Origin of the sequence: Shimia sp., assembly GCF_039969785.1 — a bacterium.
Taxonomy (GTDB): domain Bacteria; phylum Pseudomonadota; class Alphaproteobacteria; order Rhodobacterales; family Rhodobacteraceae; genus Shimia.
In genome coordinates this window covers 69,304-85,752 of sequence record NZ_JBDVNC010000051.1, presented here as the reverse complement: position 1 = coordinate 85,752, position 16,449 = coordinate 69,304, and the positions used below count along the sequence as shown (strand labels likewise).

The following is a 16,449-nucleotide window of genomic DNA, read 5'->3' as shown; positions in this document are numbered from 1 at the left end:
GACCCCAGCCATGTTAGATTCCAGCGAGACCAAGACCGTTACATTCAACCTGAATGGCAAAGACGTGACCGTGCCAGAGGGGCACACCATCTGGGAAGCCGCCAATGGCAAAGGCTTTGTGATCCCGCATCTGTGCCACAAACCGGCCAAGGGTTATCGCCCGGACGGCAATTGCCGCGCATGCATGGTTGAGGTGACAGGCGAGCGTGCGCTGGTGGCGTCGTGCATCCGACCGGTTGCCGAGGGCATGGTGGTTGAAACCGAAAGTGATCGCGCCAAGAAGTCACGCGAAATGGTGATGGAATTGCTGGTCGCAGATCAGCCCGAGGTGAAACACGATGCCTCCAGCCATTTCTGGGATATGGCTGCGCTGAATGATGTGACCGAGAGCCGGTTTCCGGCCAAAGAACCGACGCACATCCCGTTGTTGGATGCCAGCCATGTGGCGATGAACGTTAATCTGGATGCCTGCATTCATTGCAACCTGTGTGTACGTGCCTGTCGCGAGGTTCAGGTCAATGACGTGATTGGCATGGCCGGGCGCGGCAACTCGGCCAAGATCGTGTTTGATCAGGACGACCCAATGGGCGACAGCTCTTGTGTGGCATGTGGTGAATGTGTGCAGGCCTGTCCCACCGGGGCGCTGATGCCCGCCAATATGCTGGACGAGGCGCAAGCCGGGGACAGCGCGGATTTTGACCGTGAGGTGGACAGCGTGTGCCCCTATTGCGGGGTGGGCTGCCAGATCAGGTTCAAGGTCAAGGACGACAAAATCCAGTATGTCGAAGGCATTGATGGTCCGGCCAATGAAAACCGGTTGTGCGTCAAGGGGCGGTTTGGGTTTGACTACATCAACCATCCACACCGGCTGACCAAACCGCTGATCCGGCGCGATGATGCCCCCGCCAAGGGGCTGAACGTTGACCCGGGCAATCTGATGACGCATTTCCGCGAGGCCACGTGGGACGAAGCGCTGGACGCCGCTGCGGGCGGTATGGCCCGGCTGCGCGACCAGAAAGGCACCTATGTCGCCGGGTTCGGGTCGGCCAAATGTTCGAACGAAGAGGCGTATCTGTTTCAAAAGCTGATCCGGCAGGGATTTGGCCACAACAATGTCGATCACTGCACGCGGTTGTGTCATGCCTCATCCGTGTCGGCGCTGATCGAAAATGTCGGGTCGGGCGCTGTGACGGCGACGTTCAACGAGATTGAAAACGCTGATGTGGCGATTGCGATTGGCTGTAACCCGATCGAAAATCATCCGGTCGCGGCGACCTATTTCAAGCAATTCGCCAAACGCGGCGGCAAGCTGATCGTGATGGACCCGCGCGGCGTGGGGCTGGGTCGGTTCGCAGAACACCGTCTTCAGTTCAAAGCGGGCGCGGATGTGTCGATGCTGAACGCCTTTATGCAGGTGATCGTCGAAGAAGAGCTGTATGACGCCGACTATATCGCCCAGTTCACCGAGAACTGGGAGGCGATGAAGGCGCATCTTGCGGGCTTTACCCCCGAAAAAATGGCGCCGGTCTGTGGTATTGCGCCTGATGACTTGCGCGCCGCTGCGCGGACCTTTGCAAGCGGAAAGGCGGGCATGATTTTCTGGGGCATGGGGGTGTCACAGCACATTCACGGCACAGACAATGCGCGCTGTCTGATCGCTCTGGCGCTGATGACCGGCAATGTTGGCAAACCGGGCGCGGGTCTGCACCCGCTGCGTGGCCAGAACAACGTACAGGGCGCCTCGGACGCCGGGCTGATCCCGATGTTCCTGCCAGATTACCAGAGCGTCACGGATGATGGCGTGCGGTCGGCCTTTACCGATGTCTGGGGGTCCGGGGATTTCTCCAGCGAAAAAGGCCTGACCGTGGTCGAGATCATTCATGCCATCCACGATGATGCCATTCGCGGCATGTATATTCTGGGCGAAAACCCGGCCATGTCAGACCCGGATGTGGATCACGCCCGCGCAGCGCTGGCCAAACTGGAACATCTTGTGGTGCAGGACATCTTTCTGACCGAGACGGCAAATTTCGCAGACGTGATTTTGCCGTCATCTGCGTGGTACGAAAAATCCGGCACCGTGACCAACACCAACCGCCAGGTCCAGATGGGACGGCCTGTGTGCCCGCCCCCGGGCGAGGCAAAAGAAGATTGGTGGATCGAAGTCGAACTGGCCAGGCGGCTGGGGCTGGACTGGGGTTATACCCATCCAAGCGAAGTGTTCGCCGAGATGAAGCTGAATATGGGATCGCTGGACAACATCACGTGGGACCGTTTGCAGAATACCGCAGTGACCTATCCGTCCTTGTCGCCCGAAGACCCCGGACAGGCGATTGTATTTGGTGATGGGTTCCCGCGCCCCGACGGACGCGCACGGTTCGCACCGGCCAATGTGATTCCCCCGGACGAAGTCCCCGATACCGAGTATCCGTTTGTGTTGATCACCGGACGGCAGCTGGAGCATTGGCATACCGGGTCAATGACCCGCCGATCAAAGGTTCTGGATGCGGTGGAACCCGAAGCAAACTGTTCGCTGCATCCCCGCACATTGCGTGAGCTGGGCATCAAACCGGGCGACTATTTGCGCCTGACCACCCGTCGCGGATCAGTAACGGTCATGGCGCGCGCAGATCGCGCTGTGGCGGAAAACAATGTGTTCCTGCCTTTTGCCTATGTCGAGGCAGCAGCAAATATTCTGACCAATGCCGCGCTCGATCCCTACGGAAAAATCCCGGAATTCAAATTCTCGGCCGTGCGTGTAGAGACTATTGTGGACAGCGTTGCTGCAGAGTGAGCCCGGTGGTGCGGGGAATTTCATGACCGCATCACCGGGCTCTGCGCTCGGACCGTGACCCTTTATGGTCCGAGAGATCTTGGCTGCAAAGCCCATCCGCTATTTCGTGCAAACGTCGCGCCCCGCCGTAGTGGCGTGCGCAATCAATCCGTGATTGACGTTAGCGCAAACGGTCGATAAAAAAAAGGGGTTTTCTGAATTATTTCGCCAAGCGTATTTATTCGCAGGTGAAACTCAGGGGCACGCGATATGCCAACGGAGCAATCTCCGGCCCAAGCTTTTGGCCATCGGAAACCGAGCCTCTGATTGAAACTCGATGAATTTGGATTCAGATGGAACCAGCTTCGACCATGTAGTTGTTTGCCGAGCACATAGCCGCGTCGTCGGAGGCCAAAAACAGGACCATGCGGGCGACATACACAGGGTCGATGAGGTCCGGCAAGCACTGGCGGTTGCGATGCGCTTCAAGAGCTTCAGGTGTTGCCCAAAGCTCTTTCTGACGATCTGTCATGATCCAGCCGGGCACCACGGTGTTCACGCGAATGCGGTGATCGCCCAGATCGCGCGCCATCGTGCGGGTCAGACCATGCACGGCGGCCTTGGCCGTAGCGTAAGACGGAAAACCTCCTCCCGCCTCCCACCAAGAATTCGAGCCCATGTTAATGATCGACCCACCGCCATTCGCAATCATTCCGGGCGCAATAGACTGGATGGCAAAGAACATGTGGCGCAGGTTGGTGGCCTGACGTTCATCCCAGTATTCTGGTGTCACATCTTTCCAATCATGGCGGTCATCCCGCGCGGCATTGTTCACAAGCACATGTGCGGGACCCAAGCGATCTGTGAGTTTCGCGAGCGCGGCCTGCATGGCATTGATGTCGCGCAGATCACATATCTCGTACTCTACCGCGCCAAGGTCGCGCGCCAAAGATGCGCTTGCAGTTTCGTCGAGATCAAGGAAGGCAACTTTTGCCCCTTGCGCTGCGAATGCCTTGACGATGTCAGCACCAATACCCTGAGCTCCACCAGAAACGATGACGGTTTTGTTTTTCAGGCTGGGGTAAATCGCAAAGTCTGGCAACGTGCTTCCTAACGGTTGGGGCTGAGAATACACGGACCATATAGAAGCCAAATGACGACCCAGTCCACGGGTTCAGCAATAGTCTGGCATACTATTGCGAGCATTTTGGTCAATCTCAACTACCAACTTGGATCGTTCCCCAACCCCGAGCGGCAGGGGACCGCCGTTCGGCCGACGATCCGCAAACTACACAGGGTGTATGTTGGGTTTCTTCAACGAAATTAGAAATCTGTCAGTGGGCTGCCGGAAGCCGGCAGCCCACACAGGTTTTACTCACCCAATCCGGGCTCACTCAGTTCGTAGGGAAGTTCGTCGAGGTGATCGATGAATTCCAGCGGGTCGAAGGGCAGATTATCAAAATTTGCAGGTGGTTTTGACAGCGCCAATGTCGCGGGCCTTGCATTCGAAAGGTTTCCGTAGGCGGGTTGGCGACGGTGAACGCGGTCCGGGAATTTCTTTTTCCACAGTTCATGCCGTGCACGCATCCGTTTGAACGGTTCCTTGAAGTGAAATCCACCAACGACAATCGGGTTCACTTCCCGATGATCATTGTAAAGGTCGTAGACGGCTGTCAGCCCTGACTTGGCCTGCCCGGGATCGTTTGATGTCCAGTGGATTTTGTATTGATCTTTGACCGTCGCGGCCAGATCGGGCCCCTGATAAATAAACACGTGGTCACGGCGACCATGTGTATCCCCCTTTAGCAACAGGGCGGTCTGGTCGATGCCATCAATGATCCTGTCGGTTGGAATGCCTGGCGTCGCGCCTGCAAGGCGTGCGAACGTGGTGAACAGGTCAACTTCGTGGATCATGTCTCCGACATATTGACCGGGTTCAATAACACCGGGCCACCATGCCGCCGCAGGAACGCGGACACCGCCTTCGGTGAAGTCGCCTTTGCCACCGCGGAACAAGCCTTCGCCAAGACCCGCACCAGCAGGCGGATTGTGGGTCATCGGGCCGTTGTCGGCCATGGCAATCACCAGGGTGTTCTCGGCAATGCCTAACTCTTCAAGAGTTTCGCGTAGCAAAGCGATGTCCGGTTCGATCACACGCTGATAATTTTCGCCCACCATCCCGCGTTGCAGGGTTCGTTTTTCAGGCTCTGAAATGAACGCAATCCACAGCGGCCACCACGCCACGTAGAAAGGCTTGTCTGCTTCGGCTGACTGACGAATAAAGCTGATTGCACGCTCTCGTCCCTCGATATCAAAGTCATAGTAATCTTTGATTTCCTGTGAACCATCACGCCATTCCGCCGCCTGCTCTCCCTTTTTGCCTTCCATATAGAAAACAAATCCTTCGTCCTGAACGAAAGTCCGATCACGTTGATAGGGATTGTCCGCGAGCAGCTCTTCTTTCATGCCGATAATGGCATTGGCGCCTTCGCCAGTCGCGTTGTAAAGGCTTGTGACCTGATTGTAGAGCGCCCAGAAGGCAACGTCGAAACCTTGATTGATAGGATAGGATTCCTCGGTATCACCAAGATGCTGTTTGCCAAAAAAGCCGGTGGCATAGCCCTGCTCCGACAAAACTTCGGCCATGGTCACGTTTTCTGCTGCCAACCCAGTGTATTCGATTGGAAAGCCGATCTCCCATGTTCCGGTGCGAATTGCGTTCTGACCGGTCAAAACAGCAGCGCGGCTTGGGGTGCAGCCCGGTTCGGTATACATCCGTGAAAACAACATGCCTTCTGCGGCAAGTTTATTCAGGTTGGGCGTCGTGTACCCGCGCATCTGTTGATACATGGGGTCGCCAAAGGCCATAGGCGGTTGGTCATCCCACATGTAGTGAATGATGTTCGGCGGCTTTCCGAACTTTTCGCGCAACTCGGCCAGTTTTTGATCCAGCTCGCCATCTTCAACTTCCCACACTTTGCCATTCTGTGCCTCCAGAATGTAATACTCGGCATCGTGCACAATCGGACCTTGCTGGGCCTGCACACCTGCCGCGGCAGCGGTGACAAGCAGAGATACGGCTATCCCTATGGTAGATTTCATGTATTTCCCCTTCAGACTTGTCGCGAGGTGACGCTTTGCGAGCCCAATTTCGAATTTGCGAACAGCAACTTCAGTACGTCACATCAGCCGACACTTGTGGTGGACCCATTCGGGTCGCTAACATAGCGTGAAGTTTAATGAGCGACGGGTATGGACCACATCGGAAATTCGCCAAAACAGCTTGCCGGGTCAAAGTCGGGCGCACAATTGCTTGCCGAACCGAACGAGATCAATCGGCTGTCCCCGTGGGAGATAGATTTTCGACAGATTGAACCCGGCCCGATGGAAACCAAAGTCTTTCAGCGGTCTGGTGAATTGATCACTCTGCTGGAGATTTCAATGTCTCGTGCGGTGCACCAGACCGGTGCCTCTCCGAAGGGGACCTTGTCAGTTGGCCTTATTCATCCCAACACCCTCGAAACCTGGCAGGGCAAAGACCTTTCGTCGACAGAGATGGTCACATTTGGAAATACCGACCCGTTTGATGGCGTCAGCCGGGCGTCATTTCACGGCATCACATTGTCTATCGCTCAAACCGAGGTGGAACGGATTGCAGAGGCGGTCGGATTGGGAATTCCCGAGCTGCTTTGGAATTCCGGAACGCCGCAGATCGCCGCCCCCGGACAATCGCCTGGTAACATGCGCCAGGCTGCCAATCGGCTGCTTGGAAATGTGCATTCAGAAATGACGCGCGCCGATGAAGAAGAGATCATCCTTGCATTGTTGCTGTCAGCCAATACCGACCCCCAAACGGCACACAAATCCAGCCCACATAAGCGAGCCCGCGCCTTGAACACAGCACTCGCGTTCATGGTCGAGCATCAGCATGAAAACCTGCCAATCAGCGAAATTTGTGAAATGTCAGGGACATCCTGGCGGACACTTGATCGTGCCTTTAAGGATAAATTCGGTTTTGGCCCAAAGAGTTATTACCTGCGTGTGCGTCTAAACCGTGCGCGTTCCCGGATTTGTGCCGGGCCAGAACATCTCAGGATTTCCGATGTGGCAAACGAATACGGGTTTTGGCATCTTGGAGAATTTGCGCGTGATTATCGGAACATGTTTGGCGAGTTGCCTTCGCAAACAAAAGCAAACGGCACAGTCTGATAGTCGTCTCAAAAATCCGGGAGCCCCTCAAAGCGCGCCAAATCTGTGGGGATGTGGTGAAAGGGCTGCGCTTCTTTGGTGAAAATCGCAATGCGCGGCGCTTGAAAGCAAGCAGGGTCATCAAGCGTGCCAACTTTCAGGATCACGCCATCAAAGTCTGGTCTGCGGGTTGATATATGTGTGCCACAGGTCTCGCAGAATGCGCGGCTGACCGGGTCGTCGATATCCTGTCGCTCAAACGTCTTTACAGTCCCGGCCGTGAACCGAAAGTCCTCTGTTTTGAACACCATGTAGTATTGAGGTGCGCCCCCGGCGATGTGTTGACACTGCCGGCAATGGCATTGTCCCTTCATCAGCGGGTCACCAGATATTTCGTACCGCACTTTGCCGCAATAACAACCGCCGGACATGTTCATTTTGTCTCCAATCAAAAATAGGAATTTGAATTTGCACCAGCGCAATGCTAAGTATGATTTTCGAACTTATCTCTAAATATCAAGGCTGAATCCATTTGTCAAACTCAGATGAATCGAAACTGACAAAACGTCTTGCGCCAGTGGCCAAGTGTGACTGTGGCATGGCGCTTGCGTCGGAATTGCTCATGGAAAAGTGGACGATGCTGATCATCCGCGAGGCTTTTTACGGTGTGAAGCGGTTTGACGATATTCGGGAAGACATCAGCATTCCCCGTTCCGTGCTCACGTCACGGCTTAAGCATCTCGTTGCGCACGGCATCCTTGAACGCAAACAATATCAAGTCGAAGGTGCCCGTTCGAGACCCGGATATGTGCTGACGGCGAAGGGGCGCGAGCTGAGCCTTACGATATTCGCGCTCATGCAATGGGGAGATAAGCACCTCAAGGATGGGAAGCCAGCCATTGCCATCAGCCATCGTGAAAGCAAAAACCCACTCAAGGTCGCTCTGGTCGAGGCCGGAACAGACGAGGTTTCACTCGCAGAAATCGACCTCAAAATTCTCTAGCAATTGGGCGAACTGGTTCCAAAAACTCAGACGGGTTTGAACAAGTCTTTGTATGCATCCCGCAAGACGTTTTTCTGCACTTTGCCCATTGTGTTTCGTGGAAGCTCGGGTAAAATAATCAATTGTTTAGGATGCTTGAACCGCGACAGCGTTTGGCTAATATCAGCCTTGATGCTTTCGACGTCCAGTTCGGCGCCCCTCTCGGCAACAAGAATGCCCACAACTGTTTCGCCAAAATCGGGATGGGGCACGCCGATCACGGCGCTTTCCAGAACACCGGGCGCGTCATCAAGCAACAGCTCGATCTCTTTGGGGTAAATGTTGAACCCGCCTGAAATGATCATGTCTTTGTTGCGCCCCACAATGTGGATGTAGCCGTCTTCATCCGTGTGACCCAGATCGCCGGTGATGAAGAATCCGTTCTGGCGCAGCTCTTCCGCCGTTTTCTCGGGCATTTGCCAGTAGCCTTTGAAAACATTTGGGCCGCGCACTTCGATCTCGCCAATCTCACCCTGAGGCAACACCGCACCGCTGTCGCGGTCTGTAATCCTGACCTCAACCCCGGGCAGCGGGAACCCAACTGTGCCCGCGCGGCGCTCGCCGTCATAAGGGTTGGACGTGTTCATATTGGTTTCGGTCATGCCATAGCGTTCCAGAATACGGTGACCGGTACGGCGTTCAAATTGCGTGTGGGTTTCCGCCAAAAGAGGTGCGCTGCCGGACACGAACAGGCGCATATGGCGGGTCAGATCTTGCGTAAACCGAGCGTCGTTCAGAAGGCGCGTGTAGAATGTTGGCACACCCATCAACGCCGTGGCCTGTGGCATCAGCCCAATCATGTCATCGATTTGAAAACCGGGCAGGAAGATCATTTTTCCGCCTGCGAGCAGCATGATATTTGTCGCCACAAACAACCCATGCGTATGGAAAATGGGTAGCGCGTGCAAAAGCACATCATCCGAGCCAAAGCGCCACTCTTTCACCAGAACCTCGGCGTTGGACAGCAAGTTGCGTTGGGTAAGCATCGCCCCCTTGGAACGCCCGGTTGTCCCGGATGTATAGAGGAATGCCGCCAGATCGTCTTGGTCCCGGTCCACCGTTTGGAACGTTGTCGGCATCGTTTCTGCCAGCGCCGCAAATGACCCGCTGCCATCGGCATTTAACGTTTCAAGCTTTGCGTTTGTGGTTTTGGCAATAGAGGTCAGGGTCGTCGCGCGGGCCGCATCACACAAGATGACCCTGGCGCCGCTGTTTTCGATAAAATACGAAACTTCGCTGGCGGTATAAGCAATGTTCAAGGGAAGGAATACCAACCCGGCCTGAACGCAGGCGGCATACACCGCAAGCCCCTGAGGCGACTTTTCGATCTGAACTGCGACCCGGACTCCGGGCACAACACCCATTTTTTTCAGGCCGTTTGCATATTGGGCCACGAGCTGCAGAAACGCGTCATGCGACACCTCGGACCCATCCGCCAGCTGCAAAAAGGGTGTCGTTTCACCGAGGTGTTTCCCAAACAGGGTATCATAAAGAGGATTGGTCATGTTCAATCTCCTGATCCGGGGCACGCGTCGCGCCGCCATGTTGATACACGGCGACATGCCCCCGAGTTCACCGGTCCGAAACGGCCAAAGCCAATTCAGAGGTTACGCGCGCACCAGCGCTTCATAGGCCTCGGCGATGTCGCGTGTCAGTTCACCAACCTCAAATGTATAATCGCCAATCTGCCCAACCGGCGTAACCTCAGCGGCCGTCCCGGTGAGCCAGCACTGTTCGAACCCTTCCATTTCTTCAGGAAGGATATGGCGTTCGATCACGTTCACACCGCGATCGCGCAGCATCTGAACCACTGTCTGACGGGTGATGCCGTTCAGAAAGCAATCCGGCAGCGGTGTGTGCACTTCGCCGTCTTTGACAAAGAAAATATTCGCGCCGGTCGCCTCGGCAACATAGCCGCGATAATCCATGAACAACGCGTCAGAACAACCTTTGGCCTCGGCTTTGTGCTTGGAGATCGTGCAAATCATGTAAAGACCAGCGGCCTTGGCGTGCACTGGAATGGTTTCAGGCGAAGGGCGTTTGTATTCCGCGATATCCAGCTTGGCGCCCTGCATCTTGGCATCGCCATAATATGCGCCCCAACCCCAAACGGCGACGGCCATCCGCACCGGGTTCTTGGCGGATGCGACGCCCATGTCTTCGCCGGACCCACGCCAGACGACTGCGCGTACATAGGCGTCTTCCAGTCCGCTTGCCTTTAACGCTTCTTCCTTGGCAGCCTCGATCTGATCCACAGACCACGGCATTGGCATATCCAGTGCTTCGGCAGAGGCGATCAAGCGTTTGGAATGCTCGCGGCTTTTGAAAATCTTGCCGTTATAGGCGCGCTCGCCCTCGAAGACCGAACTGGCATAGTGCATAGCATGGGTCAGAATGTGAACTTTAGCGTCCCTCCACGGCACCAATTCACCGTCTACCCAGATTACACCGTCACGATCATCATACGCTGCGCCCGCCATGGTCGCTCCTTCGCCTAACGTTAGTTTTCATTAATTGCGCGTCCAAGGGCCGATCCGGTCACAAAGTTGCGCAAAATCTGGATGCCGCTACCAGTTCAGGGTTGGAGTGTCAATAAAGCTGACGTATTGTGAGCGTAACGAATACGCACAAGGATCGGGTCAGATATGGGAGAGACATCCAGCAGCGAAAGTCTTTTGTATCTGACGGACGAACAGCTGCGGCAGGGTATTGAGGCAATGTATTTCGCATATCGCGGGTTTACCGCTGATCCGGACCGCATTCTGACCACCATGGCTTATGGCCGCGCTCACCATCGGGCGATCCATTTTATCAAGCGCGCACCCGGCACAACTGTAACCAATCTTCTTGCCATCTTAGGTGTGACCAAACAGTCTCTTAATCGTGTTTTGCGTACCTTGATCGAAGATGGTCTGGTCGAAAGCAGGGTCGGCAGCGCGGATCGTCGTGAGAGGAATATGTATCTTACAGAAGCCGGTGAAGCACTTGAGAACCGCTTGTCTGACGCCCAGCGCGCCAGAATGCGGGCGGCCTTTCGCGATGCCGGTCCGGATGCCGTTGCAGGGTTCCGACGCGTGCTGGAATCGATGATGGACCGGGATCTGAAACGCCAGTACCTGTCATTGCGCGATACCGGGCAGTAAGGACACTTTGCCATGAATGACGTTGCTCCCCACCTGCTGATTGTTGACGATGACGAACGCATTCGCGGGCTGTTGCGCACGTTTCTGATGCGCAACGGGTTCCTGGTGACCCCTGCACGCGATGCGGCGCATGCCAGACGTATCCTTTCTGGTCTGGATTTCGATTTGATCGTTCTGGACGTCATGATGCCCGGCGAAGATGGCATGTCCCTGACCCGGTCAATTCGCGAAACCTCGATGACGCCGATCCTGCTTTTGACCGCGAAGGGCGAGACCGACGACCGTATTGCCGGGCTTGAAGCGGGTGCCGACGACTATCTGGCCAAACCGTTTGAGCCCAAAGAGCTGTTGCTGCGGATCAACGCTATTTTGCGCCGGATGCCGGAACCGGACGAATCTGATTCCATCCCCAAGGTGCTGCATTTGGGTCCGATCCGGTATGACATCGATCGTGGGGAAATGTGGCAGGGCGAAACCCCGGTCCGTCTGACCGCGACCGAAGCACACCTGATGCGCATCTTTTCCGCCACCCCCGCAGAACCCATCACGCGCGCCAGGCTTGTTGAAGAGTTGGGGCGCGACAAAGGCCAGGCACAGGAACGTGCAGTTGACGTTCAGATCACCCGCCTGCGTCGCAAGCTGGAAGAAGACCCTAAGCAACCCAGATATTTGCAGACTGTGCGCGGTGCCGGATATATGCTGGCTCCGGACTGACGCTTTTTCTGCGCGTAGAACGTTCAAATCCACCAGCCCGTTCTGACCATATCACGCATGTTGATTTGCTTGCGTCGTCGCGGCCACACATCTTAGGGTTCCTCCATGACAACCGCACTGATTACCCATCCCGACTGTATGAACCACGTCACCCCGCCCGGTCACCCGGAACAGGTGGCGCGGCTGGAACACATCACTCAGGCTCTGTCTGGTCCGGCATTTCAATCTTTGGATCGACGAGATGCGCCGCTGTGTTCGGATGCGGATATTCTTTTGTGTCATCCGCAATCCCACATCGACAGAATTGTCGCCTCTCAACCACAGAGCGGGTCATTTGCGCTGGACGGCGACACGCATATGTCGCCGGGCTCTGTACAGGCCGCGCGCCGGGCTGTAGGCGGAAATATCAGCGCTGTTGACGCTGTCCTAAGCGGTGACATTGGCAACGCGTTTGTCGCCTGCCGCCCTCCGGGGCATCATGCAGAGCAGGAAACGCCAATGGGGTTTTGCCTGTTTGGCAATGCTGCGATTGCCGCCAGACACGCGATGGAACGCCACGGTCTGCAACGTGTGGCGATTGTTGATTTCGATGTGCATCACGGCAACGGGACTCAAGCCTTGTTGTGGGATGAGGCCCGCGCGCTTTTCGTGTCGTCACACCAAAACCCCTTGTGGCCGGGAACTGGTCTGCCGCATGAAACCGGTGGGCACAACAATATCCACAACATACCGCTGCCGCCCCACAGCGATGGCCGCCTGATGCGCGCCACATATGAGGCCGAAGTATTTCCGGCTGTCGACAGTTTCAAACCCGAGCTGATCATCATCTCCGCCGGGTTTGATGCACATATGGCCGACCCGTTGGCCCAGCTGAACTGGACAACCGACGATTTCGTCTGGCTGACAAAACGCATCTGCGATCTGGCTGATGTGCATTCATCTGGCCGGGTCGTCTCGACTTTGGAAGGCGGATATGATCTGAACGCTTTGGCGGACTCGGTTGCCGCACATGCAAGAGTTTTGATGGAGAGAGCCGGATGAGTGATACGCCCGTCAGTGAAATGACCTTTGAGCAAGCCCTGCGCGAACTTGAGCAGGTTGTTGGCCAATTGGAACGCGGTGACGTTGAGCTGGAAAAGTCTATCGAACTTTATCAACGCGGTGCCGATCTTAAGGCCCGCTGCGAGAAAAAGCTCAAGGAAGCCGAAGAAAAAGTTGCGACCATTAAACTGGACAACGACGGAAACCCCGCAAGCCTAGCAGCAACCGAAGGTCTCTGAGACCTGCGGACCGCATCGTTTCAGCCCGGGTCCATTTTCAAAGGCACCTACCGTGTTTGAATTCCGCCTCAAAAATGCTGCCGATCAGGTCGAGACGCATCTGACACACGTCATGGCGTCCATGGGGCAATTGCCCGTGGTCGACGCCATGCGATATGCCAGCGCGGGTGGAAAACGGCTGCGTGCTTTCCTTGTGCTGGAAAGCGCGCGATTACATGACGTACCGCCAGATCAGGCAATCTGGCCGGCCACCGCGATTGAAGCGATCCACGCCTACAGCCTTGTGCATGATGATCTGCCCTGTATGGATGACGACGCATTGCGGCGCGGTTTGCCAACAGTGCACGTCAAATGGGATGAATGCACCGCCGTGCTTGCCGGGGATGCCTTGCACACGCTGGGGTTTGAGTGCGTCAGCCACCCGGATTGCCACCAGGATCCCGCGGTTCGGGCAGATCTGACGCTGACATTGGCGCGTGCAGCCGGCGCACAGGGGATGGTTTTGGGACAGGCGCTGGATATTGCTGCGGAAACTGCAGGCGCGCCGCTCACCCTGTCTGAAATCACGCGTCTTCAGGCGGGCAAGACCGGGGCATTGTTCACGTGGTCCGCCACAGTCGGGGCGGTGATGGCCCGCGCCGATACCGACCCATTGCAACGCTATGCAAAATCGCTTGGTCTGGCCTTTCAGATTGCCGACGATATTCTCGACATCGAAGGCGACACACAAAAGGTTGGTAAGGCGTTGGGCAAGGATGCAGACGCAGGCAAGGCGACCTTTGTCTCTTTGTTGGGGCTGCAAGGTGCCAAAACCCGCGCACGGGCATTGATTGATGATGCCTGCGACGCCTTAACACCCTATGGTGAACATGCCGACGCCTTGCGAGAGGCGGCCCGGTTCGTTATTTCGCGGGACAGCTAACAAAAAGGCGCTGCACATGTCAGCCAGACCCGACACTCCTTTGCTTGACCGCGTGGCCAGCCCAGCGGATTTGAAACAGTTCACTGATACGGAACTGGCCCAGGTCGCACAGGAATTGCGCAGCGAAACCATTTCGGCGGTGTCAGAGACAGGTGGGCATCTTGGCGCTGGCCTTGGAGTTGTAGAACTAACCGTCGCGCTGCACGCCATTTTTGAAACACCGCGCGACAAGCTGATCTGGGATGTTGGCCATCAATGCTACCCTCATAAAATCCTGACCGGACGGCGCGACCGCATCCGCACGTTGCGTATGGAAGACGGTCTGTCCGGTTTCACCAAGCGATCCGAAAGCGTTTATGACCCCTTTGGCGCCGCCCACAGCTCAACTTCGATCTCGGCAGCACTTGGCTTTGCCGTAGCGCGTGATCTGGGCGGCCAATGCGACGGTGGTCTTGGCGACGCAATTGCTGTGATCGGCGACGGTTCGATCTCTGCCGGGATGGCATATGAGGCGATGAACAACGCCGGGCATCTGAATAAGCGTCTGTTTGTTGTTCTGAATGACAATGACATGTCCATTGCGCCGCCTGTGGGTGCCATGTCGTCCTATTTGTCGCGGCTTTATGCCGGTGAACCGTTTCAGGAATTCCGCGCCGCAGCCAAGGGCGCCGTGTCGCTTTTGCCAGAACCGTTCAGAGAAGGCGCAAAACGCGCCAAGGAAATGATCAAGGGCATGGCCGTTGGCGGCACGTTGTTCGAAGAGCTTGGCTTTTCCTATGTCGGGCCGATTGACGGGCATGACATGGAACAACTGCTTCCGGTGTTACGCACATTGCGCCAACGCGCCACCGGTCCGGTTCTGCTGCACATCATCACCAAAAAGGGCAAAGGATACGCTCCGGCGGAACAAGCACGTGACCGGGGTCACGCGACTGCGAAATTTGATGTTGTCACCGGCAAACAGCAAAAAGCCCCGTCAAACGCGCCCAGCTATACCTCTGTCTTTGGCAAAACGCTGGTCGAAGAGGCCGCGCGGGATGACCGGATTTGTGCAGTCACGGCGGCGATGCCAGACGGAACCGGGCTGAATCTGTTTGCTGAACGCTATCCAAGCCGCTGTTTTGACGTTGCGATTGCAGAACAGCATGGCGTGACGTTTTCGGCGGCTTTGGCAGCTGGTGGCATGAAGCCGTTTTGCACGATGTATTCGACATTCCTGCAACGCGGCTATGATCAGGTGGTGCACGACGTGGCGATCCAACGCTTGCCTGTACGCTTTGCCATTGACCGGGCTGGTCTGGTGGGGGCCGATGGCGCCACCCATGCTGGTTCGTTTGACATCGCCTATCTGGCGAATTTGCCGGGCATGGTGGTTATGGCCGCCGCGGACGAGGCTGAACTGGTGCACATGGTCGCAACTGCCGCAGCCCATGACGAAGGTCCCATTGCGTTTCGTTATCCACGAGGCGAAGGCGTTGGCGTTGACTTACCCGAAAAGGGTGACGTGTTGGAAATCGGCAAGGGCCGCATGATCCAACAAGGCAAAAAGGTTGCCCTGCTCTCGTTTGGCACCCGTCTTGAAGAAGTACGCAAAGCTGCTGAGGCATTGTCGCAGAAAGGCATCACGCCGACCATTGCCGACGCCCGGTTTGCCAAGCCGCTGGACAGTGACATGATCCTTGATCTGGCCGCCAATCACGAAGCGCTGATCACCATCGAAGAAGGCGCTATCGGCGGCTTTGGAAGCCATGTGGCCCAGATGCTGGCGGAAAACGGCGTGTTCGACAATGGTCTGAAATACCGGTCGATGGTGCTGCCCGATGTGTTCATTGACCAGGCCAGCCCAAAGACAATGTACGATGTGGCAGCGATGAATGCCGAACAGATCGAGGCCAAAGTGCTTGATGTTCTTGGCGTAACCTCGCTGGATTCACGACGCGCCTGAACCAGCCAGATAGTCGCTAAGTCGGGTTTGCAGGAAGGGAATCGCCTTGTCTCGTGACAGAAAGGCGTCAACCGAGACCAGCTCCCAGCATTGCCCTTCTGAGCCCAACGCGATCTCTGTTTCACACGTCGCGGGTAAATGCGCGGCAAAAAACCACTTCCTGTCGCTTTCGCTGAGATAGGGTCTGCTCCACCGAATACACCCGTCCGGAACGATCAAACCCACTTCCTCTTGCGTCTCGCGCAAAACACACTCCAGCGGAGACTCGCCTTCTTCTCGTCCACCGCCAGGAAAGTCCCAACTCCCGGGCCAGGGGATATGGTCAAAATCGTCTCGCAAAATCGTCAGGATGCGCGCACCAACAAACAAGGCCATCTTCGCACCGCCGAACACTTGCGCTTTGTCGCTGTCGGCGCTGTCCCGAAATGATACACTCATGTTG

General features: G+C 56.2%; 15 protein-coding genes. 9 read left to right on the top strand and 6 right to left on the bottom strand.

Annotated features, from left to right (window positions below; all coding sequences use genetic code 11):
- Nucleotides 1–10 precede the first annotated feature (10 nt).
- Complete coding sequence (gene fdhF, locus ABJI08_RS22765; protein ID WP_348404138.1) at nt 11–2,794, top strand: formate dehydrogenase subunit alpha; 2,784 nt, start codon at nt 11–13, stop codon at nt 2,792–2,794.
- Between the two features lie 328 nt (nt 2,795–3,122).
- Here the strand turns inward: fdhF and ABJI08_RS22760 are convergent, their stop codons facing one another.
- Both ABJI08_RS22760 and ABJI08_RS22755 read right to left on the bottom strand, forming a co-directional pair.
- The gene (locus ABJI08_RS22760) at nt 3,123–3,875 is read right to left on the bottom strand and encodes an SDR family oxidoreductase (protein ID WP_348404137.1); all 753 of its coding nucleotides are present in this window, start codon (nt 3,873–3,875) and stop codon (nt 3,123–3,125) included.
- Between the two features lie 269 nt (nt 3,876–4,144).
- The gene (locus ABJI08_RS22755; protein ID WP_348404136.1) at nt 4,145–5,875 is read right to left on the bottom strand and encodes a sulfatase-like hydrolase/transferase; all 1,731 of its coding nucleotides are present in this window, start codon (nt 5,873–5,875) and stop codon (nt 4,145–4,147) included.
- Between the two features lie 150 nt (nt 5,876–6,025).
- Here ABJI08_RS22755 and ABJI08_RS22750 point away from each other — a divergent pair, with 150 nt between their 5' ends.
- Nucleotides 6,026–6,982 (top strand): helix-turn-helix domain-containing protein, encoded by a 957-nt coding sequence (locus ABJI08_RS22750; protein WP_348404135.1) that lies wholly within the window; start codon nt 6,026–6,028, stop codon nt 6,980–6,982.
- Nucleotides 6,983–6,990: 8 nt separating this feature from the next.
- Here the strand turns inward: ABJI08_RS22750 and ABJI08_RS22745 are convergent, their stop codons facing one another.
- Nucleotides 6,991–7,335, bottom strand: a complete 345-nt coding sequence (locus tag ABJI08_RS22745) for a GFA family protein (RefSeq protein WP_348404156.1) — start codon at nt 7,333–7,335, stop codon at nt 6,991–6,993.
- A 224-nt stretch (nt 7,336–7,559) separates the two neighbouring features.
- On the opposite strand from ABJI08_RS22745, the gene ABJI08_RS22740 reads away from it, so the two are divergent.
- Complete coding sequence (locus ABJI08_RS22740; RefSeq protein WP_348404134.1) at nt 7,560–7,964, top strand: helix-turn-helix domain-containing protein; 405 nt, start codon at nt 7,560–7,562, stop codon at nt 7,962–7,964.
- A gap of 26 nt (nt 7,965–7,990) precedes the next feature.
- Here the strand turns inward: ABJI08_RS22740 and ABJI08_RS22735 are convergent, their stop codons facing one another.
- On the bottom strand, nt 7,991–9,508 hold the full coding sequence (locus ABJI08_RS22735) for a malonyl-CoA synthase (protein WP_348404133.1): 1,518 nt from the start codon (nt 9,506–9,508) through the stop codon (nt 7,991–7,993).
- Nucleotides 9,509–9,610: 102 nt separating this feature from the next.
- The gene (locus ABJI08_RS22730; RefSeq protein WP_348404132.1) at nt 9,611–10,483 is read right to left on the bottom strand and encodes a branched-chain amino acid aminotransferase; all 873 of its coding nucleotides are present in this window, start codon (nt 10,481–10,483) and stop codon (nt 9,611–9,613) included.
- Between the two features lie 165 nt (nt 10,484–10,648).
- Here ABJI08_RS22730 and ABJI08_RS22725 point away from each other — a divergent pair, with 165 nt between their 5' ends.
- From ABJI08_RS22725 to dxs, 6 genes are all read left to right on the top strand, one after another.
- A complete protein-coding gene (locus ABJI08_RS22725) occupies nt 10,649–11,146 on the top strand; it encodes a MarR family transcriptional regulator (protein ID WP_348404131.1) in 498 nt (165 codons plus the stop codon).
- Between the two features lie 12 nt (nt 11,147–11,158).
- Entirely contained in the window at nt 11,159–11,860 is a 702-nt protein-coding gene (locus ABJI08_RS22720; RefSeq protein WP_348404130.1) for a response regulator, read from the top strand.
- A gap of 105 nt (nt 11,861–11,965) precedes the next feature.
- The gene (locus tag ABJI08_RS22715) at nt 11,966–12,901 is read left to right on the top strand and encodes a histone deacetylase family protein (RefSeq protein ID WP_348404129.1); all 936 of its coding nucleotides are present in this window, start codon (nt 11,966–11,968) and stop codon (nt 12,899–12,901) included.
- Nucleotides 12,898–13,140, top strand: a complete 243-nt coding sequence (locus ABJI08_RS22710; RefSeq protein ID WP_348404128.1) for an exodeoxyribonuclease VII small subunit — start codon at nt 12,898–12,900, stop codon at nt 13,138–13,140. Before ABJI08_RS22715 ends, ABJI08_RS22710 begins: the two co-directional genes overlap by 4 nt.
- A 52-nt stretch (nt 13,141–13,192) precedes the next feature.
- On the top strand, nt 13,193–14,062 hold the full coding sequence (locus tag ABJI08_RS22705) for a polyprenyl synthetase family protein (RefSeq protein WP_348404127.1): 870 nt from the start codon (nt 13,193–13,195) through the stop codon (nt 14,060–14,062).
- Between the two features lie 16 nt (nt 14,063–14,078).
- Nucleotides 14,079–16,007: a 1-deoxy-D-xylulose-5-phosphate synthase gene (gene dxs, locus ABJI08_RS22700; RefSeq protein WP_348404126.1), complete on the top strand. Its 1,929-nt coding sequence runs from the start codon at nt 14,079–14,081 to the stop codon at nt 16,005–16,007.
- On the opposite strand, the gene ABJI08_RS22695 is transcribed toward dxs, so the two are convergent.
- Nucleotides 15,993–16,445, bottom strand: coding sequence for an NUDIX hydrolase (locus tag ABJI08_RS22695; protein WP_348404125.1), 453 nt, complete (start codon nt 16,443–16,445; stop codon nt 15,993–15,995). The genes dxs and ABJI08_RS22695 overlap by 15 nt on opposite strands.
- Nucleotides 16,446–16,449: the final 4 nt, after the last annotated feature.